The sequence below is a fragment of the Aureimonas phyllosphaerae genome (assembly GCF_900113065.1).
Taxonomy (GTDB): Bacteria; Pseudomonadota; Alphaproteobacteria; order Rhizobiales; family Rhizobiaceae; genus Aureimonas; species Aureimonas phyllosphaerae.
In genome coordinates this window covers 97,344-121,284 of the sequence record NZ_FOOA01000009.1, presented here as the reverse complement: position 1 = coordinate 121,284, position 23,941 = coordinate 97,344, and the positions used below count along the sequence as shown (strand labels likewise).

The following is a 23,941-nucleotide window of genomic DNA, read 5'->3' as shown; positions in this document are numbered from 1 at the left end:
AAACCGCTCGGAGCCACTGTCATCCGCGATGACATCAGCAACCGGCCAGGAAGGGAGGAAACGACTAAGCCGATCTACCCGGCAAGGCTGTCGACGCGTCGCCGTCTATCGACAGAGCCACTTTTGAATGAGGTTGGTTCCCGCCGAGAGGCCTCCCGCCGACACCCGCAGAGGTGCGGGATGGTCAGCACGAAGCCCTCAAAGCTCGAAGCGATCGCCTGCGCATGCCATGGGCCGGAAGATGCCGTTCGGACCGAGGCCCGACTGATATCCGGGTTCTGACACGATCCGGTGGAAGCGCGATGTCAAACCGATACGCCTACTGAGGCAGCATCACCCTACCCTCACAGGCGGCAGACAGGGTGTTTTGGCACTGAAGTTGCCTACCGACATCCGATCGTGCGCCGGCCCCGTGCCATCCGGGCTCTGGAACCCACGGGCACTGAAGGGTCGCTCAACGGGCCAGTGGGGCCTGTTCGGGGCGGTACCATGCTTCGACACCCAGGTTCGATCGAGGCAGATGCCGGACCGTGTCGGCGCATCGAGCGTCAAGTCATTCCCGAACGCGGGGAGTGGGCGATGCCGAGCGCATTGGATCCTTGCTCCTCGGACTGGTTCAATCGGCCAGCGAAGAGCCGACACCGCAAAGCCGCGTCTCGTGAAGGTATACGGCGACCCGAAGCCGCCTCGGACGGTGCAACGATGAACGCCGGCGCGAAAGCCGGCGTTTGCATTCCATCCTAGCGCGCCGCCATCGGCGCAATGGGGATCTTGTGCCTACTGCTCGGGCCCACTCTCGATCTCGGCGATCGCATAATCGATCATCCCGGCGATCGCGCTGTGGTCACGACGAAGGAGTTCGCGGGCGAGCGACAGGAGATAGACGGCGGTGCGCTCGTCGACCTGCCGCGACGACTGTGTCTCGCCGGTCGGGTCCGTGCCTGCCAACGTGGCGTCACCCGACAAGGGCTCCAGACCGTTCGCGCCGAGCTTGTAACCGATCATCATCGCCGCCCCTTCGAAACCCACCGACCCGATCGACCCGGACAGTTGTTCGCCCCGCCCCGCCATGCTCTCCTCCTGCCTCACCCAGATCACCGCTTGTCGCTCCTGCTCCGCCTCGACAGCAACAATAGGTTGCATGACAGCATGATTGCAACCATTTCATAACAGCTTCCCGTAGGTAAGTTGCATGGGACGGACAAGCGGTGCGCGGTTGCCACTCCGATGGGGCCGGTCGCCCGGCGATCACTATCACGTCTCGTGAAAGCCGGCCTCGGAAAGCCGAAAGGCCCGGCAGAATGTGCCGGGCCTTTCGCTCAGAATAAGGCTGGAAGGCGCCGGCGTCTCAGCTGTCGGTGCCGACCAGCGCCGGGGACCGCTCGTCACCGCCCTCACCCTCGTCCTTCTTGCGCCGGGGCTTGGCCGCGCGCCGCTTGGGCGCAGCCTCGTCCTCGCCAGCCGTCGGTGCATCGACCGGGACCGCGGGCTTGGCGGCGCGACGGCGCGGCGGCGCGGCGTCTTCGGGTTGCGGGACCGGCGCAGCGACGGGTTCGGACGGCGCGGCAGGAGCGATGGCAGCGCCATCGTCCACCGCCGCATCCCGGCGCCGACGACCGCGCCCGCGGGGCTCGCCGGCGGTCGTATCGGTCGAGACGGCTTCGGCGACAGGCGCCGAAGGCTGGGATGCCAAAGGCTCCGCCGCGGCAACCGGCGCGGGCGCGATCTCGGCGGGGACCGGCGCCGGCACGGACGTTTCGGCTTGCGGACGGTGTTCGGCGGCCGGCGCATCGGTGCGCGGCTCGTCGTCGCCATGACGCTGGCGGCCGAAACGCTCCTCGAAGCGGCGCTCGCCGCTGCGGTCGTTCATGCGGGCGCGCTCGCGGCGGCTCTCGCGCCGACTGCCCTCGAAGCGCTGGCCGTCCTGGCGAGGCGCCGCGCCCTCGCCCTCGGTCTCGAACGCCTGCGGGAAGGGCTGCGGGCCCGTTCCGGGATGACGCTGATCGCGGTCGCGACGATCCTCGCGGTTCTGGCCGTCCCGGTTCTGGCCGTCGCGGAAGCCGCCCTCGCGAGCGAAACCGTCGCGGTTCTGCCCATCGCGGTTCTGATGGTCACGGTTCTGGCCGTCGCGATTCTGGAACGGCCGGTCCCCGCGATTGTCGCGGTGGTCGCGGCGTTCGCCGCGGCCGTTCTGGTTGTCGCGGAAGTTCTGGCGGTCGCCCTGCGGGCGGTCTCCACCCTGGCGCTCGGCGCCGTGCTGGCGGTCACCCTGGCCCGGCTGGCGATCGCCCTGGTAACCGTTCGGCTGGCGGTCCTGACCGCCGGCGTAGGGCTGGCCGAGACCCATGTCGGCGCCCTGCGCCTCGTCGCCGTCCTCTTCGTCGAAGTCGGCATAGTCGCGCTCGGGCTGGCTCGGCTGGAACTGACCCTGCGCGGCGGCCACGATGCGGCCGTAGTGCTCGGCGTGCTGGAGGTAATTCTCGGCCATCACCCGGTCGCCGGCCGCGGCCGCGTCGCGCGCCAGCGTCGTGTACTTGTCGGCGATGTGCTGGGCCGTGCCGCGGATCTTGACGTCGGGACCGTTGGACTCGAAGCTCCGCGACAGCGGATTGGGGCCCTTGCGCTGCCCGCGTCCGCGCATGCGCTGCTTGTTCTGCTGCTGCTGTCCTGGCCTCATGCTCATCCTGTTTTCTGGATCGTCCGGCGTCCCGGGCCGGGTCTTCCTTTGCGTCGCGAGCGGACTTCGCGTCGCCTCGCGGGGGAACTGTCTGGCACCCGGCCGCCCGGCTCCGAGGACCCGGCTGGCAATGCCCTTCATGGAAGCTTTCTGTCCGGTGCGGCGCCATCCCTGGCCGTCTTGCCGAACGGGGCGGCGGCGTTCGAGCGTCCTACCTGGAGCGCGTTCCGAAGCCGAGGTCGGGGGACAAACCCCTCGCGTCATCCGCCTTTGCTGGGAAACACTAGTGGCTCGCCCCTCCCCTCACAAGGGGCAAAGGGCCGGAGACCTTGGAAATCATGCGATCCGCCCCTCGTTTTCCCCATCGCTGTCGCGCCGGAACCACAGCGCGCGCACGATACCGGCGAGATCGCTCCGCCACGCCATGGAGACGAACCCGGCCGCTTCGGCCAGTCGAGCCACGTCGTGTTCCTGCCCCCGGCCGATCTCGAGCAGCAAGTCGCCGCCGGCCGGCAGAAGCCGCGCCGCCTCCTCGACGATCCGGCGATAGGCGTCGAGCCCGTCCGCGCCGCCGTCGAGCGCCAGCGCCGGATCGAACCGCCGGACGCCGGGGTCGAGCCCGTCGAGATCGGCGGTCGGGATATAGGGCGGGTTGGACACGACCGCGTCGAGCGGCGGCCGGAGGGCCGAAAGGTAGTCGGCCCGCAGCGGCCAGAAGCGGTCGGCGACGCCCGCAGCCTCGGCATTAGCGCGGGCCATCGCGAGCGCCCCTTCCGCAAGATCGATCGCGATCCCGCGCGAGTGCGGAAGACGCGACAGAAGGCACACGGCGATCGCCCCGGTGCCGGTGCCGACATCGGCAAAGAGGAGCGGCCCGTCGCCCCGGCGCGCCAGAACCTCGCTGGCGAGATCCACCAGCGCCTCGGTGTCGGGCCGGGGCTCCAGCGTGTCGGGCGACAGGGCGAACTCGTGTTCGCCGAAGGCCCGGTACCCGAGGATGCGGTGCACCGGCTCGAAGCCGAGCCGCCGCGCCGCCATGGTCTCGAGCCGCGCCGCGGCGCCGGCATCCACGCGGTCGCCGGCTCGCAGGATCAGGCCGGCGGCATCGAGCTCGAGCGCGGCGGCGACGAGCAGGCGGGCGTCGAGGTCCGCGCTCTCCAGCCCGGCGGCGCGCAGGCGCGCGCGCAGATCGCCGAGAAGGCTGGCGACGGTCGGCGCGGTCACGGCCGGCTCAGTCGCCCATGGCGGCGAGGCGCGCGGCCTGGTCGTCGGCCGCCAGCGCCTCGACGAGTTCGTCCATGTCGCCCTCGATCACGCGGTCGAGCTTGTAGAGCGTCAGGTTGATGCGGTGGTCGGTCACGCGCCCTTGCGGGAAGTTGTAGGTGCGGATGCGCTCGGACCGGTCGCCGGAGCCCACCTGCGCGCGGCGGTCGGCCGAGCGCTCGGCATCGATCCGCGAGCGCTCCATGTCGAAGAGCCGGGCGCGCAGCACCTGCATGGCGCGGGCGCGGTTCTGGTGCTGCGACTTCTCCGACGAGGTGACGACGATGCCGGTCGGCAGATGCGTGATGCGCACGGCCGAATCGGTGGTGTTGACGTGCTGGCCGCCGGCGCCCGACGAGCGCATCGTGTCGATGCGGATGTCCTCGTTGCGGATGGCGATGTCGACCTCCTCGGCCTCCGGCAGCACCGCGACCGTGGCGGCCGAGGTGTGGATGCGCCCGGCCGATTCGGTGGCGGGCACGCGCTGCACACGGTGGACGCCCGATTCGAACTTCAGGCGCGAGAAGACGCCCTGCCCGGTCACCGAGGCGATCACCTCGCGGTAGCCGCCGGCCTCGCCCTCCGACGCTTCCATGATTTCGACGCGCCAGCCGCGCCCTTCGGCATAGCGCTGGTACATGCGGAAGAGATCGCCCGCGAAGAGGCCGGCCTCCGAGCCGCCGGTGCCGGCGCGGATCTCGAGGATCGCGCCCTTGGCGTCGGCCGCGTCCTTCGGCAGGAGGAGGACGAGAAGCTCCTTCGACAGCGTCTCGAGCCGATCCTCCACCTCGCCGATCTCGGCGCTGGCGAGATCGCGCATCTCGCGGTCGGACGCCGGGTCGGCCAGCATCTCGCGCAGGCCCGCGAGCTCGGCTTCGGCCGCGCGATAGGCGCGGATGCCGGCGACGACGTCCTCCAGCCCCGCATATTCGGCGGCGAGCCGGGCATAGGTCTCGTGGTCGGGACCGGACGCCATCTCCGATGACAGCTGATCCGAGCGCCGGAGGATCTCGGTCATGGTGTCGGCGGGTAGAATGGCCATGCGTGTCGTCCGGTCCGGGCGCGCCGGACCGTGCGGCCCGGCAGCGACCCTCTCAATGGGGAATGGCGTGTGCCTGCGCGTAATCTTCCAGCATCTGCCGGAAGGTCTGGCGCGGGTGACGTTCGGCGAGATGGGCGGTGATCGTGCGGTGCAGGTCCTCGGCATCGAGCTCGAGCAGCATCGCCTTCACCGGCCCGATCGCCGACGAGGTCATGGATATGGACCGGAACCCCAATCCGATCAACGCCATCGCCGACAAGGGGCGCCCCGCCATCTCGCCGCAGAGCGTGACGGACACGGAATGGCGCTGCCCGGCGTCGAGGATCTCGCGCAGCGCCCGCATGAAGGGCGAGGAGAGATCGTCGAAGCGACCCGAGATCTGCGCATTGCCGCGGTCGACCGCGCAGAAGAACTGGAACAGGTCGTTGGAGCCGATCGAGACGAAGTCGACGAGTTGCATCAGCTCGTCGAGCTGGAAGAGGAGCGAGGGCACCTCGATCATCGCGCCGAGCTTCAGCCGACGCGGCATGGCGTGGGCGAAGCGCGTGAGGTGCTTGAACTCGCGGCTGATGAGGTCGCGCGCCTGGCGCAACTCCTCGAGGTCGGTGACCATCGGGAACATGACGCGCAGCTCGCGCCCCGCCGACGCCTTGAGGAGCGCGCGCAGCTGGGTGCGCATCAGGCCGGGCCGGTCGAGCGCAAGGCGCAGCGCGCGGTAGCCGAGCGCCGGGTTCTCCTCCGGCGACTGGTGGAGGTAGGGCAGGACCTTGTCGCCGCCGACATCGAGCGTGCGGAAGGTGACCGGCTTGCCGTCGGCCGCGTCCAGCACCGCCGAATACAGGCGCTCCTGGTCGCTGGTCTTGGGCATGGTCGAGGCGATCATGAACTGCAACTCGGTGCGGAAGAGCCCGATGCCCGCAGCCCCCGCCGCCTCGACCTGCGGCAGATCGACGAGGAGGCCGGCGTTCATGAGGAGCGCGACGTCCTGTCCGTCGCGCGTGCGCGCCGGCACGTCGCGCAGCGCCTGGTAGCGCTGCTGGCGCTTGGCGCGGAACTGGACGCGCTCGACGAACACCTTCTCGACATCGGCGGGCGGGCGCAGGTGCACCGCCCCCTCCTCGCCATCGACGATGATCGCATCGCCCTTCTCGGCCATCGAGACGGCGCCCTTGGCCTGGCCGACGACCGGGATGCCGAGCGCCCGGGCCACGATCACGACGTGGCTGGTCGCCCCGCCCTCTTCGAGCACGAGGCCGCGGATCTGCTCGCGCCGGTAGTCGAGAAGCTCGGCCGCGCCCATGGAGCGCGCGACGATCACGACGTCGCCCGCGACGCCGTCGCCGAACATGTCGCCGTCGCGGCCCATCAACTGGCGCAGGAGGCGGTTGGCGAGGTCGTCGAAATCGTGCAGCCGCTCGCGCAGGAACGGGTCGGAGGCGTGCATCATGCGCGCGCGCATGTCGTTCTGCACCTTCTCGACCGAGGCTTCGGCGGTCAGGCCGTTGCGCACGGCCTCCTCCAGCCGGCGCACCCAGCCGCGGTCGTGCGCGAACATGCGATAGGCTTCGAGCACCGCGCGGTGCTCGCCCTCGGCCGCCATGTCGCGGCGCTGGAGCATGTCCTCGATCGAGATGCGCAGCGAGGACACGGCCTTCTCGAGGCGCGCGACCTCGGCCTCGGCGTCCTCGTTGAAGAGGTTGGTGACGACGACGCGCGGCTCGTGGAGGATGACGTGGCCGAGCCCGATCCCGTCGGCGAGTGCCAGCCCTTCGAAATGGACAGGGCGCGACAGGTCGAGGACGACGCCGGGCCGCGACAGGCCCTCGAGGCTGCCGGCGGCGATCATCTCGGCGACCACCATGGCGACCGTCTCGAGCGCCTCGGTCTCCTCGTCGCGATAGATGCGCTTTTCCTTGTTCTGGACGACGAGGACGCCGAGCGTGCGACCGGCGCGCAGGATCGGCACGCCCATGAAGGAGTAGAAGATCTCCTCACCGGTCTCCGGCAGGTAGGTGAAGGCGGGGTGCTTCTGCGCGTCCTGGAGATTGAGCGCGCGGGCCGTGGCGGCGATCGTGCCGACCAGCCCCTCGCCGAGCCGCAGCTGGGCCAGGTGCACCGAGCCGGGATTCAGGCCTTGCGTCGCATAGAGCTCGAGGATGCCGTCGGCGCGCAGCACATAGAGGGAGCAGACCTCGGCCACCATGTTGGCGGCGATCTGGCGCACGATCTCGTCGAGGCGCGCCTGCGCCTCGAGCGGTTCGGCCATGAGTTCCCTGATCCGGCGCAGAAGGATGCGCGGTCCCGAGGAGTCGCTTCGCATCAGGCACGTCTTCCGTCGGTCTGCGGTCGGTCCCGGCCCGACGGTTCGATCGGGCCGGAGGAGATTCGGGCGCCCCTTTGGCGCCGCCGGCTCAAGCTTTGTCGAGACCGTAGACGGAATGCAAGGTGCGCACCGCCAGTTCGGTATACTCGCCGTCGATCAGGATCGAGATCTTGATCTCCGAGGTGGTGATGGCGCGGATGTTGATGCCGCGTCCCGCGAGCGCCTTGAAGGCCGTGGCGGCGACGCCGGTGTGCGAGCGCATGCCGATGCCGATCACCGAGACCTTGGTGAGGCCGCGCTCGGACTGGACGACGTCGAAGCGCATCTCGGCCTTCGCGCCCTCGATCACCTGCGTCGCCTTGGCGAGGTCGCCGGCCGGCACGGTGAAGGTCATGTCGGTGCGCGTGCCGTCCTCCGAGACGTTCTGCACGATCATGTCGACGTTGACGCCGGCATCGGCCAGCGGCCCGAAGATGGCGGCGGCCACGCCCGGCTGGTCCTCGACGCGGCGCAGCGAGATCTGCGCCTCGTCCTTGGCGTAGGCGATGCCGGTGACGACCTGCTGTTCCACGATTTCATCCTCGTCGCAAATAAGAGTCCCCGGAGGGTTTAGGAAGTCGCCCATGCCCGGCGCGTCGGGGTCCTCGAAGGAGGACCGCACGAAGGTGCGCACCTTGTGGACCATGGCGAGCTCGACCGAGCGCACCTGCAGCACCTTGGCGCCGAGCGAGGCCATCTCGAGCATCTCCTCGAAGGAGACGCGGGCCATGCGCCGGGCCTTGGGCTCGATGCGGGGGTCGGTGGTGTAGACGCCGTCGACGTCGGTGTAGATGTCGCAGCGGTCGGCCTTCAGCGCCGCGGCGACCGCCACGGCCGACGTGTCCGAGCCGCCGCGCCCGAGCGTCGCGATGCGGTTGTCGGGCGCCAGCCCCTGGAAGCCGGCGATCACGGCGACCTGCCCCTCGCCGAAGCGGCGTACGATCTCCGAGCCGTCGATTTCCTGGATGCGCGCCGAGGCGTGGGCGCCGTCGGTGCGGATCGGGATCTGCCAGCCCTGCCAGGAGCGGGCGTTGATGCCCATCTGCTGCAGCGTGATGGCGAGGAGACCCGCCGTCACCTGCTCGCCGGAGGCTACCACCGCGTCGTACTCGCGCGCGTCGTGCATGGCGGAGGCCTGCGTGCACCAGCCGACGAGTTCGTTGGTCTTGCCCGACATCGCCGAGACGACCACGGCCACCTGATGGCCGGCGTCCACCTCGCGTTTGACGTGGCGCGCGACGTTCCGGATCCGGTCGATGTCGGCGACGGAGGTGCCGCCGAATTTGAGAACGAGACGCGCCATGACTTCAGACCGATGTCGAGCGGGCCGCCCGCCGTTCGCTCTGCGGGCGTGCCCGTCCATTTAGGAGGGAACACGAGTGCCCGCTTCGATGCCGGTCCCCGATCGGCACGGCGAGCGGCCTCGGTTAGCCGAAGCGGTGGTGGAGCGCAAGGCGAGGCGGGCCACCCTGTCGCGCTTGACTTCCCGCGGCCGGGCGGAACATGCCCGGCCAACGCGATTTTTTGGGCAACGGATGAGCACCATGAGCGAGGCACGGCAGACCACGATCGACGCCGGCGAGGTCGAGCGCTTCTCGAAGCTCGCCGCCGAATGGTGGAACCCGCGTGGCAAGTTCAAGCCGCTGCACAAGTTCAACCCGGTGCGCCTTGCCTATATCCGCGAGCAGGTCGGCCTCAACTTCGGACGGGACCTCCATTCGCTGAAGCCTTTCGAGGGCCTGCGGATGCTCGACATCGGCTGCGGCGGCGGGCTGATCTCCGAGCCGCTCGCGCGCCTCGGCGCCGAGGTCGTGGGCGCCGACGCCTCAGTCACCAACATCGAGGTGGCGCGTCTCCACGCGGCGGAAAGCGGCGTTGCGGTGGACTACCGCGCCGAGACCGCGGAAGCGCTGGAAGCGGCCGGCGAGCGCTTCGACGTCGTGCTGGCGCTCGAGGTCGTCGAGCACGTCTCGGACGTGAACTACTTCCTCACCTCGGCCGCGCGCATGGTGAAGCCGGGCGGCCTCATCTTCGTCGCCACGATCAACCGCACGATGAAGGCGCTGACCTTCGCCATCGTCGGTGCGGAATACGTTCTCGGCTGGCTGCCCAAGGGCACGCACGAATATGCCAAGCTCGTCCGCCCCGGCGAGATCGACGCGCCGCTCGGCGCGGAAGGCTTCACGCGGATCGACCAGACCGGCGTCGTCTACCACCCGCTGGCCGACGCCTGGCGCCGCTCGCGCGACATGGACGTCAACTATATGGTCCTCTACCGCCGACCCTGAAGCGGAACCGACCCCCTCTTCCGGTCGCGACGGCGATCTGGTAGGGAATGCTTCCGTTGAAAGTCAGGTTTAAGGTCGCCGGGCCTTCGGGCGCGGCGAAGGCCGGGAATTCTCGATGTCAGCATCCCTCGCGCGGCTTGCCCTTCCCTCCGACGAGGATCGCCGGGTCGTCGCCTTTCCGCGTTGCCCGACTGCCGAGCGCATCCATGTCGCCCGCACCCTGACGGACGACCAGCGGCTCGACCTCGAGCGCCTGCGCTGGCTGGCGCTGCGCTCGCAGCTCGCCCCGCGCGCCGATCTCGAGCGCGCCTGCTACATCCTCGCCGGCCAGCCCACCGCCTCGCTCGACCGCCTCGCCACCGTGTTCTTCCGCGGCCTGTCCGAGCGGGCGTCGTCGGAGATGGTGATCTATCGCCCGGGCGCCGTGTCGGTCAGCGACGACGAATCCTGGCTCCTGCGCCTCGTTGCCGCCTGCCGCGACGGGCAGGACGCGGCGGCGGGCGCCCTCGTCGCGTGGCGCGTCGCCCCATCGGCGCGGCGCTGGATGCGCTTCCTGTCCGCGGCCATGGTCCGCGCGCTGGACGCCGCCTGACCGATGCGCCCCGGCCGACCCCGTCCATACGGTCGGCCTTTTCGGGATGCGCTTCATCCCGCCTCTTCCTGTTTCCTCCTGCGGCAGCGCCCGATCGCGCATCCGCTCCGGCGTGCCCCACATGGAGACGCAGACCCGCGTCGTCCACTTGCTAGTTTAGAATGATTCAAAGAAGGCTTGAAACGGGTCGCCATCGCGTCTAGTTTGGAACCATTCCAATTCGCCCTCGCAACCCGTGGGCAAGCCCACGCGTTGAAACCGCAAACCTCAGGAGAAGCATCATGGGTCTGGTTGCCGCCAAGATCGAACCGAGCGCCAAGGAAGAGATCGTCAACGGCCTGACGCAGGCGCTCGCCGAGACTGCCATCGAGACGCTCAAGGCGCAGAACTTCCACTGGAACGTCACCGGCATGAGCTTCGGCTCGCTGCACGAGCTGTTCCAGGAGATCTACGAGGATCACTTCGAGGCGCAGGACCTTCTGGCCGAGCGCATCAAGGCCTTCGACGCCCATGCGGAAGGCCGCTTCTCGGTCTATCTCGAGCGCAGCGCCGTCGAGGAGCATGACGGTCGCACCGACGCCAAGACGATGATCGAGGTCCTGATGAAGGATCAGGAGACGCTGTCCTCGACGCTGTCCTCGCTGGCGCAGGTCGCCGAGGAGCACGGCGACTGGGCGACCAACGACATGGCGACCGGCCGCATCGAGAAGCACGACAAGTTCGCCTGGATGCTGCGCGCCCATCTCAAGTCGACCGCCGCCTGAGCGATCGACTCTTCGATAAAAAGACCCGCCGGAGCGATCCGGCGGGTCTTTTTCGTATGGGGTCAGAGGTCGCCGTCCTCCTCGTCGAGCGGACAGGGCACGCCTTCCTGGCTGCACTTGCGACGATAGGCGATCGCCCAGAAGGCGGGGTTCTTGTGCTCGGCGCGCAGGCGCTCGAGCAGCGCCTGGAAGAAGGCGCGCTTGCGCTCGGCGCTGCCCGAATGGGGGAAGGAGTCCTTCTCCATCTTGGTCATCATGCAGCCGACGCAGCGCCCCGCGCGCTTGTACTTGCACACGTCGACGCAGGGGCTCGGGGCATCCGCCCAGGCTGGCGATAAGCTCATGGATGGGTCCTCGGGGTCCAGGACCCTGGAGTTAGGCAGCCTCGGCCCCCGTGTCGAGGTCGGCTTCCAGCTTGTCGAGCGGACAGGGCCGTCCCTTCTTCTCGCAGCGGCGGCGATACATGCGCGACCAATAGGCGTAGCGGCCCGCCGCCTGCAGCCGCTCGCTCAGCATCGCGAGAAAGGCGCGCTTCTCGCCCTTGCCCTCCAGCCGCTTGAACCGCTTCTTCTCGGGCTTCGTCATCCGGCAGGCGATGCACTGCCCCTCGATCTTGAACTTGCAGACGGAGACGCAGGGGCTCGGCGCCTTGGCAAAGGTCTTGGCCATGTCGGTCGATCCGTCGGTTCAGTTCTTGTCTTCGGGAAGCGGCGGCAGCGGCAGGGCGGCGATGCCTTCCTCGAGGAGGCCGCGCACCTCCTGGCCGCTCGCCTCGCCGTAGATCTGCCGGCCCTCCGCCTCGCCGTAGTGGATGCGCCGGGCCTCCTCGGCGAAGCCGGCGCCGACATAGTGTCCCTCATTGCGGACCTTGCGGGCCATGTCCTGCAGCTGGCGGTAGAGTTCGGCCGCCTCGCCGACGGGCGCGCTCGTCACCGCACCGCCCGGCGCGTGGCCCGGTGTGCGACCCGGTTCGGGCGCCGCCGCGACGGCCGGGCTCATCAGCGCCTTTTCGACGCCGTGCCCTTCGCAGACCGGGCAGGCGAGCAGCTTGCGCGCGCCCTGCGCCTCGAAATCGGCGGAGGAGCGGAACCAGCCGTCGAACCCGTGCCCGCAGTCCCGGCAGCGAAGGGCGTAGCGGATCATGCCTCTGCGGTCGCGCGCACCGCCGGCGCCTCGAAGGGCCGGCGGTTCTTGAGGTTGGGGATCTTGGCGCGCACGCTGCCGACGAGTTCGGTATCGACCGTCGCCAGCGCCACGCCCGGCTCGTCGCCCTTCACCTCGGCAATGATCCGGCCCCAGGGGTCCGAGATCAGCGAGTGGCCGAAGGTCTCGCGCCCGTCCTCGTGGCGCCCACCTTGCGCGGCGGCGATCATGAAGCAGTTGTTCTCGATCGCGCGGGCACGCAGGAGGACGTGCCAGTGCGCCTCGCCGGTCTGGCGCGTGAAGGCGGCGGGCGCCGTCAGTACCTCGGCACCGGCCAGCGCCTCGGCCCGGAAGAGCTCGGGAAAGCGCATGTCGTAGCAGACCGCAAAGCCGATCCGCGCCGTGCCGTCCGCAAAGCGCACGTCGGCGAGCCCCGAGCGGGTGCCCGGCAGGTAGGTCGCCGACTCGCGCCAGCTTTCGCCGCCGTCGAGGTCGACGTCGAACATGTGGATCTTGTCGTAGGTCTCGATCGTCCCGCCGTCCGGCCCGAACAGGAAGGCGCGGTTGGCCGCCATCCCGTCGCCGGCGTCGACCGCCGTCGAGCCGAGATGGAGGACGATCGCATGCCGGCGCGCCAGCGCTCTGGCGGCGGCGACCACCGGATCGCTGTCCGCGGGCTTCAGGTGCGAGCGGAACCGCTCGCGGTCGCGGCAGAGGATGCCGGTCATCTCCGGCGTCTGCACGAACTGCGCGCCGCGTGCCGCAGCGTCCGCGACCAGCGCCTCCATCGCCTCGATGTTGCGGGCGGGATCCTCGCCGGAGCGCATCTGCACCACGGCGGCCTTGAACGTCGTCATCGCGTGGGTCCTCAGCCGGCCAGCATCGGATCGAGCTTGCCGGCCCGGTCCAGCGCGTGGAGATCGTCGCAGCCGCCGACGTGCCGGTCGCCGATGAAGATCTGCGGGAAGGTGGAGCTGCCGGGGGCGCGGCTCATCATCTCCTGCCGAAAGGACGGCTCGACGGTCGCGTCCTTCTCCTCGAAGGCGACGCCCTTGCGGGTCAGGAGATCCTTGGCGCGCGCGCAGTAGCCGCAGAACTGTCGGGTATAGATGGTGACGGGGGGCATGGCGTCCTCGAAACTTCAGGCGACGCGCTGATATGCGGTCATCCGCCGCCCGCCGCAACCCTGGCGAAGACGAGGACGCTGACCTCGGCGGCGCCCGCGCGCTTCAGCGCGAGCGTCGCCGCCGAGACCGTCGCGCCGGTCGTGTAGACGTCGTCGACGAGAAGGACGCGCCGGCCGCGCACGGTGCCGCTCTGGGCGGCGGGCACCTCGAATGCGCCGCGCACGTTCTCGCGCCGTTCGTCCGGTCCGAGGCCGACCTGGCTGCGCGTCGCGCGTCGCCGCCGGAGGCTCATGGGCGCGTAGGCAAGACGCTCGGCGCGGGCGATCGCGCGGGCGAGCTCGGCGGACTGGTTGAAGCGTCGGCGCATAAGACGCCGCGCGTGGAGCGGCACCGGCACAACGAGGTCGCTGGCTGCGATCGCCTCCTCGCCGGCCCGTCGCATCCAGGCCGCCATCAGCGGAACGAGATCGGCCCGGTCGGCGTATTTCAACGACGCGACCATGCGCGCGGCGAGCGTCTCGTAGACGAGGGCGGCCCGCAGACGCGCGAATACCGGCGGGTCGGCGATCGCTTCCGCCGACAGGAAGCCGCGTCCGAGATCGTAGGAGAAGGGAAGGCCCAGCACCTCGCAATAGGGACGCTCGATGAAGCGCAGCGAACGCCAGCACTGCGAGCAGACGGCCGGCGCCCGTGCGAGCGCGGCGCCGCAACCGGCACAGACCGGCGGATAGATGAGCCGACCGATCGGCCCTGCGACACGGGACAGGCCGCGCCAGACGAGATCCATGCCCATCGCCCCCACCCCGTCTTCTCCTCTGGCGCTTCCCATGCGCCGCCACCGACGATACTCCCCGGCGAGCCGGCCACAAGCCCCTTGCCCCGCTTCGAGACCTGGAGCCCGACAATGACCGCCAACGCCCCCTTCGACCGTGCGCTGATCGACCGGCGCCGCGTGCGCGCGGCGGCACGCGCGGCACCGGGCGCCTCGTTCCTGCTCGACGCGGTGGCGGACGAGCTTGCCGAGCGCCTGTCGCTCGTCCAGCGCCAGTTCGCGGTGGGCGTGGAACTCGCCGGCCACACCGGGGCGCTGGCCGCGCGGCTTGGCGAAGGCGGCCAGGTCGAGCGCTTGCTGCGCATCGAGCGCGACGCGCGTTTCCTCGGCCCCGGCGAAGGGGTCGTCGCGGACGAGGAGGCGTTGCCCCTGCGCGACGAGAGCGTCGATCTCGTCCTGTCGCCGCTCTCGCTGCACCTGACCAACGACACGCCGGGCGTTCTGGTGCAGATCCGGCGAGCGCTTCGCCCGGACGGGTTGTTCCTTGCCGCGCTTCTGGGCGGCGAGACGCTGAACGAGCTGCGCGCCTCGCTCTTGACGGCGGAGGCTGAAATCTCAGGGGGCGCCAGCCCGCGCGTCGCGCCGTTCGCGGACCTGCGCGAGGCGGGCAGCCTCCTCCAGCGCGCCGGCTTCGCGCTGCCGGTCATCGACCAGGACCGGCTGACGGTGCGCTACGCCTCGATGTTCGAGCTGATGCGCGACCTGCGCGACATGGGCATGAGCAACATGCTGCACGCGCGCGCGCGCCGCCCGGTGGGGCGGCAGCTGTTCTTCCGGGCAGCGGACATCTATGCCGAGCGCTTCGCGGACCCGGACGGTCGCTTGCGCGCGACCTTCGACGTCGTCTACCTCTCCGGCTGGAAGCCGCACGAGAGCCAGCAGAAGCCCATGAAGCCCGGCAGCGCGACGCACAGCCTGGCGGAGGCGTTGCGACCGAAGAGCTGACGATCCGTCAGGACTTGCGCTGGAGGACTTCGGTGACCTTTTCCATCAGGTCGTTGAACATCGCGCTGACGCTGTCGTTCGTATTGCCGAGGCCGACCAGGAGCGCGAGCCCGACGAGGGCGATGATCAGGCCGTATTCGATGGCGGTGGCGCCCGAATGGTCGGCGAGAAAGCGGCACGACGTGGGAAAGCGCTTCAGCATGCGCCCCCCGGCCGCCCGTCGCCGACCCGAAGGCAGCCGCCGACCGGGCCGGCTCCGACCGCGAAGGTGAAGCGCGAAGCGGACACCGAACCCGTGGTCATCGTGTCGATGCCTTCCGAGCCGTTGGCCGCGACCAGTCGGTCGCTGCCGCGCGGCGCGATCCCGAAGGCGATGGCACCGGCGAGCGGAGCGACGAGAAGGGCGGCACGCAGGAGGGCGCCGGCGACTCCGGGGCGACGTGGCGATCGGTGGGGCTTCTTGCGCATGCGATCCGGCTCCGGTCCCGTCCGGCGCGCCCTGCGCCAGACCGATGGGATCATCGCCGCGCACCGTGAAGACCGGTTTAAGCGACATGCTTAACGCCGGCCCTTCCCCTCGCTTTTCGCGTTCAGAGTAGGTCGGTAAGGAAGGGAATGAGCGGCAGGTCGGCCGGGGGCATCGGATGGTCGCGCAGGGCCGAAGCCCGCACCCACTTCAGAGCCTGCCCCTCCATCGACCGTGGAATGCCCTCGTAGCGCCGGCAGACGTAGAGCGGCATCAGGAGATGGAAACCGTCATAGGTATGGCTGGCGAAGGTGAGCGGGGCGAGGCAGTCCGCGTTGGTCTCGACGCCGATCTCCTCGCGAAGCTCGCGGATCAGCGTTTCCTCCGGCGTCTCGCCAGCCTCCACCTTGCCGCCGGGAAACTCCCACAGGCCGGCGAGCGACTTGCCGGGCGGCCGCTGGGCGAGAAGGATGCGGTTGTCGGCGTCGAGCAGCGCGCAGGCCGCGACGAGGAGGAGACGAGGCGTCGGCATGGACAGGGCTCCCGTCAGACGATGATGCCCGGCGGGGCGCGGTAGACGTAGCGATAGGCTTCCGTGAAGCCGAGGCGGGCATAGAGGGCGCGGCCGGCAGCGTTCTCGGCCTCGACCTGCAGCCAGCCGGTGCGCGCGCCCTTGTGGGCGGTGTGGCGCAGCGCGGTCGCGACGAGATCGATGCCGATGCCCTGGCGGCGGTAGCCGCTGTCCACCGCGACGTCGAGGATGCCGGCAAGGTCGTTGTCGGAGATCGCGAGCGCCACGGCGATCGGCCGGCCCTCGTCGTTCTCGCGCACGAAATAGGCGGCGGGCGGGCGGATCGAGGCCAGCACCGCCTCCAGCCCCTCGCGCAACGCCGGCGGCCGGCGATGGACGACGAGCGAGGCCTCGAGGTAGCGCCGCGCGTCCTGCAGCGGGATCCGGTCGATCGCCTCGGCCAGGTCGAGGCTCGCGAGATCGGCGGTGTAGACGATCGATTCGCCGAAGCTCGACCAGCCGGCCTCGTCGAGATGGCGGATGAGGCGCGGCGGGGCGAGCGGCGACTGGCGAAATACCAGCGGCCGGCCGACCGCAGCGAAGCGCGCCTCGGCCCGCTCGATGCGCGCCTCGATCTCGGCGTCGTCGGCGGGATCGAGCGGGTTCACCGAGTTCAGCCGCTTGGCCGGAAAGCTCGTCGTCACCCGCACCGCCCAGGTGCCGTCGTAGAAGGTCGAGCTGGCCGGCCAGGCGCGGAAGCCCGCCGCCTCCAGCCGGCGGACCACGGTCAGCCGCGGCACGCGATCAGCTCCGGTAGTCGCCATTGATCGCGACGTATTCCTTGGTGAGGTCGCAGGTGTAGACGGTCCAGCGCCCGCTCCCAAGGCCGAGCTGGACGCCGATCCGGATCTCGTCCCGTTTCATCGCGGCCGAGGCCTCCGCCTCCGAGTAGGCCGGGTCACGCTCGCCGTCGACCGCCACGCGCACGTCGCCGAACGAGATCGCGAGGCGATCGCGCTCGGCCGGCTCGCCCGCCTTGCCGACCGCCATCACGACCCGGCCCCAGTTGGCGTCCTCGCCGGCGACCGCCGTCTTCACCAGCGGCGAATTGGCGATCGAGAGCGCGATGCGCTTGGCGGAGCGGTCGTCGACCGCCCCCTCCACCGTCACGATGATCTCCTTACGCGCGCCCTCGCCGTCGCGCGCGACCTGCCGCGCGAGATCGAGAAGGACGGCGGCCAGCGCCTCGCGGAAGGGGCCGAGCCGCGTGTCGCCGGCGTCCGCGACCTCCGCGTTGCCCGCGGCGCCCGTCGCAAAGAGGAGCAGCGTATCCGAGGTCGAGGTGTCGCTGTCGACCGTCACCGAGTTGAAGGTCGGCCCGACGGCGTCTGCCAGCAGCGCCTGGAGGACACCCGGCGCGATCGCCGCGTCGGTGGCGAGGAACGAGAGCATCGTCGCCATGTCGGGCGCGATCATCCCGGCGCCCTTGGCGATGCCGTTGAGGCGCACCGTCGCGCCGCCGAGCGCGACCTCGCGCGTCGCGACCTTGGCATAGGTGTCGGTGGTCATGATCGCGTCGGCCGCCTCGCGCCAGCGCGCGCCCTCCCCTTGCGAGAAGAGGCCGGCGAGGAGCGGGGTGATCTTGGCGGCGTCGAGCGGCTCGCCGATGACGCCGGTCGAGGCGAGGAACACTTCCGAAGGCGAGCAGCCGACCGCCTCGGCGGCGGCCCTGGCGGTGGCATCCGTGGTGGCGGCGCCCTTGCGGCCGGTGAAGGCGTTGGCGTTGCCGGAATTGACGACGAGCGCGCGGGCTCGCCCGCCCTTCAGGCTCGCGCGGCAATGGTCCACCGGGGCCGAGGGACAGCGCGAGGTGGTGAGCACCCCCGCCACCGCGGTGCCTTCCGCGAAGGTCATCGTGAGGACGTCGGTGCGGCCCTTGTACTTGATGCCGGCGGCGCCCGTCGCGATCGACACGCCCGCGACGGCGGGCATGTCCGGCACGGAGCGGGGGGCGAGCGGGGAAACGGGATGGGACATGGCGCAACCCTTGGGCCGGGGGAACTGGAGCGGTCCGCCTCCCTGTGCCCCAAGCCGCGGGTGAGCGGCAAGCGACATTTCGGCGACGCGGCCGGACGGGCCCACGAAAAAGGGGCGCCGGATCGGCTCCGGCGCCCCTGTTTCGACGGTTCGACTTTCGCGCGGCCGATTACTGGGCCGGGGCCGGGGCCGGGGCCGGCGCGGCGTCGGTCTCGGCTTCGTCGGCCGCGGCCTCCGGGTCCTCGGCGGCGCCCGACATGGCCTTTTCCATCGTGTCCATCTGCGACTTCAGGGCCGGGTCCTCGTAGGTCACGACCTCGTCGGCGCGGGCGGCCTGGACGAGCTCGACATACTTCTCGCGCATCACGACCTGGCGCACCTGATCGGCGACCTGCTCGAAGGCCGGCGGCTGCTGCGGGCGCTTCTCGATCACCTTGATGACGTGCCAGCCGAACTGCGTCTGCACCGGCTCCTTGGTGTAGGTGCCGGGCTGGAGCGCGTAGGCCGCCGTCTCGAAGGCCGGCACCATCTGGCCGGGGCCGAAGAAGCCGAGATCGCCGCCTTGCGGGCCGGTCGGGCCGGTCGACTTCTCGGCGGCGAGCGCATCGAAGTCCTTGCCGCCGTCGAGTTCCTTGATCGCGGCCTCGGCCTCTTCCTTGGTGGGGACGAGGATGTGCTTGGCGTGCACCTCCTCGACCGGCTTGATCGCGGCGACTTCCTTGTCGTAGCGCGCGCGCACCTCGGCGTCGGTGATGGCGGAGATGCCGTGCTTCTCGAAATAGGCGTTGTGCAGCGCGCGCTCGCGCAGGAAGGCGATGCGGCGCGCCGTCTCGGCGTCGTCGCCGAGCTTCTCGGCCTCGGCCTTCTGGGCCAGCGCCTTGATGTCGACGAGGGCGGCGAGCGTGGCGAGACGACGCTGCTCGGGCGGAAGCTGGGCGAACTGTTGGCCGAGGTCGGCGCTGGCGGCCTCCAGATCGGCCTGCGTGATCTTGGCGTTGCCGACCGTCACCAGCACCGTCTCTGGCGGCACCGGGGCGGGCGCGGGCGCAGCGGCGGGCGCTGCTGGCGCGGGCGTCGGCGCGTCCTGGGCATGGGCGCCGACGGCGAGCGAGGCCAGGATCAGGCCGGAGGCGGCGAGCCGCGAGCGGAGCGAGGTGAGCATGAAGCGGAAGCCTTCCCGACGACGACGAAACAAAGGGGGAGCGCCGGGCGTCCTCGCCCGGCCGGGCGGGTGCGCAAGGCGGCTCCCGAGGACTGGCAAAGAGCCGACTTTGCGGTGTTTTGAGGGCCGCACGCCCGCGCTGGGGCCGGCGTTGACTTCCTCCGGGGGCCCTCTTATCTCTCCCACGTTCTGAAAGTCCAGCCGCCGCGTCCCGGAGCGCGGGCTTGCGGATCGGCGACGATCCCCGGCGGCGGACCCCGCGAGGCGGATCGCGCCCGCGACAATCTTGTTTCCTGGAAGGACGTTTCGGATGGTGAGTTTCGGCGGTCTGGCCCGCAAGCTGCTGGGGTCCTCCAACTCGCGCCGCGTCCGCAAGTTCGAGCCCACGGTCAAGTCGATCAACGCGCTGGAGGCCGAGCTCGCCCAGCTGTCCGACGACCAGCTCCGCGCCCGGACCGACGAGTTCCGTGCCCAGATCGCAGCCGGCAAGACCACCGACGACCTTCTGGTGCCCGCCTTCGCGACGGTCCGCGAGGCGTCGAAGCGCGCGCTCGGGCTTCGCCATTTCGACGTGCAGATGATCGGCGGCATGGTGCTGGCGGGCGGCGCCATCGCCGAGATGCGCACGGGCGAGGGCAAGACCCTGGTCGGCACGCTGCCGGTCTATCTCAAGGCGCTGGAGGGCAAGGGCGTCCACGTCGTCACCGTGAACGACTACCTGGCGACGCGCGACTCTGGCCAAATGGGCCGCGTCTACAACTTCCTCGGCCTGTCGGTCGGCGTCATCGTGCACGGCATGAACGACGACGAGCGCCGCGCGGCCTATGCTTGCGACATCACCTACGCCACCAACAACGAACTCGGCTTCGACTACCTGCGCGACAACATGAAGTACGAGCGCGGACAGATGGTCCAGCGCGGGCACTTCTACGCGCTGGTCGACGAGGTGGACTCGATCCTGATCGACGAGGCGCGCACGCCGCTCATCATCTCGGGCCCCCTCGACGACCGCTCCGACCTTTACCGCACGATCGACAGCTTCATCCCGCAGCTGAGCCCTGAGGACTACGAGGTCGACGAGAAGCAGCGACAGGTGTCCTTCACCGAGGACGGCACCGAGAAGCTGGAGCGCATGCTGGAGGCGGCCGGACACCTCCACGGCCCCTCGCTCTACGACATCGAGAACGTCACGATCGTCCACCACGTCAACAACGCGCTGAAGGCCCACAAGCTCTTCCAGCGCGACAAGGACTACATCGTCCGCGGCGACGAGATCGTCATCATCGACGAGTTCACCGGCCGCATGATGCCGGGCCGCCGCTTCTCGGAAGGCCTGCACCAGGCGCTCGAAGCCAAGGAAGGCGTCACGGTCCAGCCCGAGAACCAGACGCTCGCCTCGATCACCTTCCAGAACTACTTCCGCATGTACAACCGCCTCGCCGGCATGACCGGCACGGCGGCGACGGAAGCAGCCGAGTTCGCCGACATCTACGGCCTCGACGTCGTCGAAATCCCGACCAACCTGCCCGTCGTGCGCATCGACGAGGACGACGAGGTCTACCGGACGGCGGAGGAGAAGTTCCGCGCCATCGCCAAGGAGATCAAGGCGGCGGCCGAGCGGCGCCAGCCGATCCTCGTCGGCACGACCTCGATCGAGAAGTCCGAGATGCTGGCGGAGCGGCTGCGCAAGGAGGGCCTCAAGGACTTCCAGGTGCTGAACGCACGCTACCACGAGCAGGAAGCCTATATCGTCGCGCAGGCGGGCGTGCCCGGCGCGGTGACGATCGCGACCAACATGGCCGGCCGCGGCACCGACATCCAGCTCGGCGGCAATCTCGACATGCGCATCGAGCGCGAGCTCGCCGAGGTGTCGGAAGGCCCCGAGCGCGAGGCCGCGATTACGGCTCTGAAGGCCGACATCCAGCGCCTGAAGGGCGAGGCGCTCGCCGCCGGCGGCCTCTACGTGCTGGCCACCGAACGCCACGAATCGCGCCGCATCGACAACCAGCTGCGCGGCCGCTCGGGCCGCCAAGGCGATCCCGGCCGCTCGAAGTTCTACCTGTCGCTCCAGGACGACCTGATGCGCATCTTCGGGTCCGAGCGCATGGACACGATGCTGACGCGCCTTGGCCTGAAGGAGGACGAGGCGATCGTCCATCCCTGGATCAACAAGGCGCTGGAAAAGGCGCAGAAGAAGGTCGAGGCGCGCAACTTCGACATTCGCAAGAACCTCCTGAAGTACGACGACGTGATGAACGACCAGCGCAAGGTCATTTTCGAGCAGCGGCTCGAGCTGATGGACGCCGGGTCGCTCCACGAGACCGTCACCGACATGCGCCACGAGTTGATCGACACGCTGGTCGCCAAGCGCATGCCCGAGAACGCGTATCCCGAGCAGTGGGAGACGGCCGAACTCACGGAGGAGATCCGCGAATTCCTGAACCTCGATCTGCCCATCGCCGCTTGGGCGGACGAGGAGGGGATCGACGACCAGGACGTCAAGAAGCGCATCTTCGAGGCGGTCGACAAGGCGGCGGCCGATCGCGAGGAGCGGTTCGGCGGCGACATCATGCGCTACATCGAGCGCTCGGTCGTTCTCCAGACGATCGACGCCCTGTGGCGCGAGCACCTCGTCAACCTCGACCACCTGCGCTCGGCGGTCGGCTTCCGCGGCTATGCGCAGCGCGACCCGCTGAACGAGTACAAGTCGGAAGCCTTCGAGCTCTTCCAGGTGATGTTGGACCAGCTGCGCGAGCGCGTCACGCAGCAGCTGATGCGCGTCGAACTCGTGCGCCCCGAGACCGACGCGCCCGTGCTGCCCGACATGGAAGCGCACCATATCGACGCGACCACCGGCGAGGACGAGTTCGGTCGCGGCGCCGCGCGCCTCACCGCCGACTTCAACCCGCCCGGCGCCGACCGCCTGCAGCGCGATCCCGAGCGCCCGGAGACCTGGGGCGAGGTCTCGCGCAACGAGCCCTGCCCCTGCGGATCCGGCAAGAAGTTCAAGCACTGCCACGGCGCCTACGCGCAGATCGCCTGAGGCGAACTCCGTAAAAAGGCCGGCTTTCGAGCCGGCCTTTTTCGTGGCGGACACCCGATGCGGCCGAGGCTCCGTCCGCGCGAGTGTTTACCGCACAAGGCCGGGAGCGGTCTGCGATCGGCGCTCCGGTCGGGCGCGTCTGCCGCGTCGGCGTGCTCGCGCGGACGCCGCTCGCACGTGGTGCGTTCTGATGTCGGTCGGGGAACGAACGGAAAGCGGCGATGCGTCAGCGCCGCACCAAGCGTGCGATCCGCGTCGGGCTCAGGGAGCTTCAGGCTGGCCTTGCTGCCAAGAGCGATGCGTTCATCGCGGCGAAGCGCCGCCCCGATATCGGGCTCTGTGGATCGGCGAAGCGGAGAACGCGCGGCGTCGGAGACGGGCGGGAACCCGCTCAGTCGCTCCCGCCCGGCAGCGCCGGCTTCTTCTGCAGAAGGTTCTTGAACATCGAGGAGCGCGCGGTCTGGATCGGCTTGCCGTCGCGATCGTAGCCCTGCCGGCGATGCTGCTCGGCGGCGTAGGCCTCGGCGGAGATCGGCGTGCCGGTCTTGTAGGTCGAGGCCGTGGTGATCGCGAAGTCCTCGGGCGCCATGGTGGCGGCGATCTTCTTCTGCATCTCCTCGTCGGCCATGCGCTTGACGAGGAGGTCGGCCGGGGTCTCCACCACCGGGCACTCGCCGTTGGCATCGAGCGTGCGGCCGTCCGTCAGGGTCTCGTCGAAGACGTAGCGCTTCTCGCAGACCGCCACCGCCACCGGCTTGTGGGTGAGGTCGAAGCGGTCCGTGCCTTCCTTCAGCATCTTCCAGAAGGCGACATGCGGCGAATTCTGATGGCGCGCCATGTTCTCCGGCGTCATCCGGAAGGGCAGCGCCTGAATCTGGATCGACTTCTGCCCGCCCTGGAAGGCATGGTTGGCGAGCGCGTAGAGCTCCTCCATCTGCCAGTTGTCCATGGCGTAGCAACCCGACGAGTTGCACGAGCCATGGATCATCAGGTGGGTGCCGGAGGCCTCGTTGGCGCGGTCATAGGCGTTGGGGTAGCCCATGTCGAAGGCGAGATGATACTTCGAGGTCGGGTTCATCAGGCCCGGCGTCAGGTGGTAGAAGCCTTCCGGCGCCTGACGGTCGCCCTCTTTCCGCTTGGGGCCGAGCTGCCCCGACCAGGCGCAGATCGGATAGGTCTTGAGGAGCGCGAACGTCCCGTCGGTCTTCTGCTTCCAGACCTCGAGCTCGGACTCCTCCTTGTAGAGGCGCACGAGGATGGGCGAGTTCTCGCCCATCTCCTTGGACTTGATGACCTTGACGAGCGCAGGCGGCAGCGGCGCGTTGGGCCCGACGAGATCAGCGAACACATCGTCCTGCTGGCAGCCGGACAGGGCCATGAGACCGAGCGCCAGAAACGCCATCGTCCCAAGACGTCGTGCCGTCATTCCCCGATCCCCACGATGCGGGCGAGCGGTGGCTTTTCCCCCGCGCCCTCGAACCGATCCCCGCCCGACCGCGCTCATCGCGCGGCTCGGGACGCTGCCCTCTTTTCGGACCGGGACGGTTACCGGAAGATTAACGACCGGGCGGGAAATGTCCGAAAATTCTTTCCCTCGATGCAAGGCCCCTCCGGAACCCCGCGACGGGCCTTCTAACTCCGATCGAAGACCGTTTGAAGGCAACGATCGCGTGACGGCTGACGAGGC

At 69.6% G+C, this 23,941-nt stretch carries 24 protein-coding genes; 5 read left to right on the top strand and 19 right to left on the bottom strand.

Annotated features, from left to right (window positions below; genetic code table 11):
• Positions 1-777: 777 nt before the first annotated feature.
• The 6 genes from BM175_RS12785 to BM175_RS12760 all read right to left on the bottom strand — a co-directional run bounded on the left by BM175_RS12785 (position 778) and on the right by BM175_RS12760 (position 8,647).
• Positions 778-1,098, bottom strand: a complete 321-nt coding sequence (locus BM175_RS12785) for a hypothetical protein (RefSeq protein WP_139224620.1) — start codon at positions 1,096-1,098, stop codon at positions 778-780.
• Between the two features lie 250 nt (positions 1,099-1,348).
• Complete coding sequence (locus tag BM175_RS22985) at positions 1,349-2,677, bottom strand: DUF4167 domain-containing protein (RefSeq protein ID WP_244545986.1); 1,329 nt, start codon at positions 2,675-2,677, stop codon at positions 1,349-1,351.
• Positions 2,678-3,013: 336 nt separating this feature from the next.
• Positions 3,014-3,901 carry a peptide chain release factor N(5)-glutamine methyltransferase gene (gene prmC / locus BM175_RS12775; protein WP_090963611.1) on the bottom strand — a complete coding sequence of 296 codons (888 nt, stop codon included), beginning with the start codon at positions 3,899-3,901 and terminating at the stop codon, positions 3,014-3,016.
• A 7-nt stretch (positions 3,902-3,908) separates the two neighbouring features.
• Positions 3,909-4,982 (bottom strand): peptide chain release factor 1, encoded by a 1,074-nt coding sequence (gene prfA / locus BM175_RS12770; RefSeq protein WP_090963609.1) that lies wholly within the window; start codon positions 4,980-4,982, stop codon positions 3,909-3,911.
• Positions 4,983-5,034: 52 nt separating this feature from the next.
• Positions 5,035-7,302, bottom strand: coding sequence for a phosphoenolpyruvate--protein phosphotransferase (ptsP, locus tag BM175_RS12765; RefSeq protein ID WP_090963607.1), 2,268 nt, complete (start codon positions 7,300-7,302; stop codon positions 5,035-5,037).
• 91 nt (positions 7,303-7,393) lie between these two features.
• Positions 7,394-8,647 (bottom strand): aspartate kinase, encoded by a 1,254-nt coding sequence (locus BM175_RS12760; protein WP_055892160.1) that lies wholly within the window; start codon positions 8,645-8,647, stop codon positions 7,394-7,396.
• A gap of 241 nt (positions 8,648-8,888) precedes the next feature.
• On the opposite strand from BM175_RS12760, the gene ubiG reads away from it, so the two are divergent.
• The 3 genes from ubiG (at position 8,889) to BM175_RS12745 (ending at position 10,988) form a co-directional block, all read left to right on the top strand.
• Positions 8,889-9,632: a bifunctional 2-polyprenyl-6-hydroxyphenol methylase/3-demethylubiquinol 3-O-methyltransferase UbiG gene (gene ubiG, locus BM175_RS12755; protein WP_090963605.1), complete on the top strand. Its 744-nt coding sequence runs from the start codon at positions 8,889-8,891 to the stop codon at positions 9,630-9,632.
• A 115-nt stretch (positions 9,633-9,747) separates the two neighbouring features.
• Positions 9,748-10,224, top strand: coding sequence for a hypothetical protein (locus BM175_RS12750; RefSeq protein WP_090963604.1), 477 nt, complete (start codon positions 9,748-9,750; stop codon positions 10,222-10,224).
• Between the two features lie 281 nt (positions 10,225-10,505).
• Positions 10,506-10,988 carry a Dps family protein gene (locus tag BM175_RS12745; RefSeq protein ID WP_055892151.1) on the top strand — a complete coding sequence of 161 codons (483 nt, stop codon included), beginning with the start codon at positions 10,506-10,508 and terminating at the stop codon, positions 10,986-10,988.
• A 62-nt stretch (positions 10,989-11,050) separates the two neighbouring features.
• On the opposite strand, the gene BM175_RS12740 is transcribed toward BM175_RS12745, so the two are convergent.
• From BM175_RS12740 to BM175_RS12715, 6 genes are read right to left on the bottom strand one after another with little or no spacing between them, the layout of a single operon-like run.
• The gene (locus BM175_RS12740) at positions 11,051-11,332 is read right to left on the bottom strand and encodes a DUF1289 domain-containing protein (protein WP_090963603.1); all 282 of its coding nucleotides are present in this window, start codon (positions 11,330-11,332) and stop codon (positions 11,051-11,053) included.
• A gap of 31 nt (positions 11,333-11,363) precedes the next feature.
• Positions 11,364-11,657, bottom strand: coding sequence for a DUF1289 domain-containing protein (locus BM175_RS12735; RefSeq protein WP_090963601.1), 294 nt, complete (start codon positions 11,655-11,657; stop codon positions 11,364-11,366).
• Between the two features lie 18 nt (positions 11,658-11,675).
• Entirely contained in the window at positions 11,676-12,131 is a 456-nt protein-coding gene (locus BM175_RS12730; RefSeq protein WP_090963599.1) for a DUF1178 family protein, read from the bottom strand.
• Positions 12,128-12,988, bottom strand: coding sequence for a carbon-nitrogen hydrolase family protein (locus BM175_RS12725; protein WP_090963597.1), 861 nt, complete (start codon positions 12,986-12,988; stop codon positions 12,128-12,130). The genes BM175_RS12730 and BM175_RS12725 overlap by 4 nt, the downstream gene beginning before the upstream one ends.
• Before the next feature lie 11 nt (positions 12,989-12,999).
• On the bottom strand, positions 13,000-13,257 hold the full coding sequence (gene grxC / locus BM175_RS12720; RefSeq protein ID WP_090963595.1) for a glutaredoxin 3: 258 nt from the start codon (positions 13,255-13,257) through the stop codon (positions 13,000-13,002).
• A 38-nt stretch (positions 13,258-13,295) separates the two neighbouring features.
• A complete protein-coding gene (locus BM175_RS12715) occupies positions 13,296-14,045 on the bottom strand; it encodes a ComF family protein (RefSeq protein WP_090963706.1) in 750 nt (249 codons plus the stop codon).
• A 117-nt stretch (positions 14,046-14,162) separates the two neighbouring features.
• On the opposite strand from BM175_RS12715, the gene BM175_RS12710 reads away from it, so the two are divergent.
• A complete protein-coding gene (locus BM175_RS12710) occupies positions 14,163-15,035 on the top strand; it encodes a methyltransferase domain-containing protein (RefSeq protein WP_090963593.1) in 873 nt (290 codons plus the stop codon).
• Between the two features lie 7 nt (positions 15,036-15,042).
• On the opposite strand, the gene BM175_RS12705 is transcribed toward BM175_RS12710, so the two are convergent.
• From BM175_RS12705 to BM175_RS12680, 6 genes are all read right to left on the bottom strand, one after another.
• Positions 15,043-15,237: a Flp family type IVb pilin gene (locus BM175_RS12705; RefSeq protein WP_090963592.1), complete on the bottom strand. Its 195-nt coding sequence runs from the start codon at positions 15,235-15,237 to the stop codon at positions 15,043-15,045.
• Complete coding sequence (locus tag BM175_RS12700) at positions 15,231-15,503, bottom strand: hypothetical protein (RefSeq protein WP_090963590.1); 273 nt, start codon at positions 15,501-15,503, stop codon at positions 15,231-15,233. Before BM175_RS12700 ends, BM175_RS12705 begins: the two co-directional genes overlap by 7 nt.
• A gap of 122 nt (positions 15,504-15,625) precedes the next feature.
• Positions 15,626-16,033 carry a (deoxy)nucleoside triphosphate pyrophosphohydrolase gene (locus BM175_RS12695; RefSeq protein WP_090963588.1) on the bottom strand — a complete coding sequence of 136 codons (408 nt, stop codon included), beginning with the start codon at positions 16,031-16,033 and terminating at the stop codon, positions 15,626-15,628.
• A gap of 14 nt (positions 16,034-16,047) precedes the next feature.
• Positions 16,048-16,836 carry a GNAT family N-acetyltransferase gene (locus BM175_RS12690; RefSeq protein WP_090963586.1) on the bottom strand — a complete coding sequence of 263 codons (789 nt, stop codon included), beginning with the start codon at positions 16,834-16,836 and terminating at the stop codon, positions 16,048-16,050.
• A complete protein-coding gene (gene argJ, locus BM175_RS12685) occupies positions 16,817-18,049 on the bottom strand; it encodes a bifunctional glutamate N-acetyltransferase/amino-acid acetyltransferase ArgJ (RefSeq protein WP_090963583.1) in 1,233 nt (410 codons plus the stop codon). The genes BM175_RS12690 and argJ overlap by 20 nt, the downstream gene beginning before the upstream one ends.
• Positions 18,050-18,218: 169 nt before the next feature.
• Positions 18,219-19,211, bottom strand: coding sequence for a peptidylprolyl isomerase (locus tag BM175_RS12680; protein ID WP_090963581.1), 993 nt, complete (start codon positions 19,209-19,211; stop codon positions 18,219-18,221).
• A 310-nt stretch (positions 19,212-19,521) separates the two neighbouring features.
• Here BM175_RS12680 and secA point away from each other — a divergent pair, with 310 nt between their 5' ends.
• Positions 19,522-22,254 (top strand): preprotein translocase subunit SecA, encoded by a 2,733-nt coding sequence (gene secA, locus BM175_RS12675; protein WP_090963580.1) that lies wholly within the window; start codon positions 19,522-19,524, stop codon positions 22,252-22,254.
• A 391-nt stretch (positions 22,255-22,645) separates the two neighbouring features.
• Here secA and BM175_RS12670 read toward each other — a convergent pair whose 3' ends face one another.
• Positions 22,646-23,680 carry a L,D-transpeptidase family protein gene (locus BM175_RS12670; RefSeq protein ID WP_139224619.1) on the bottom strand — a complete coding sequence of 345 codons (1,035 nt, stop codon included), beginning with the start codon at positions 23,678-23,680 and terminating at the stop codon, positions 22,646-22,648.
• Positions 23,681-23,941: the final 261 nt, after the last annotated feature.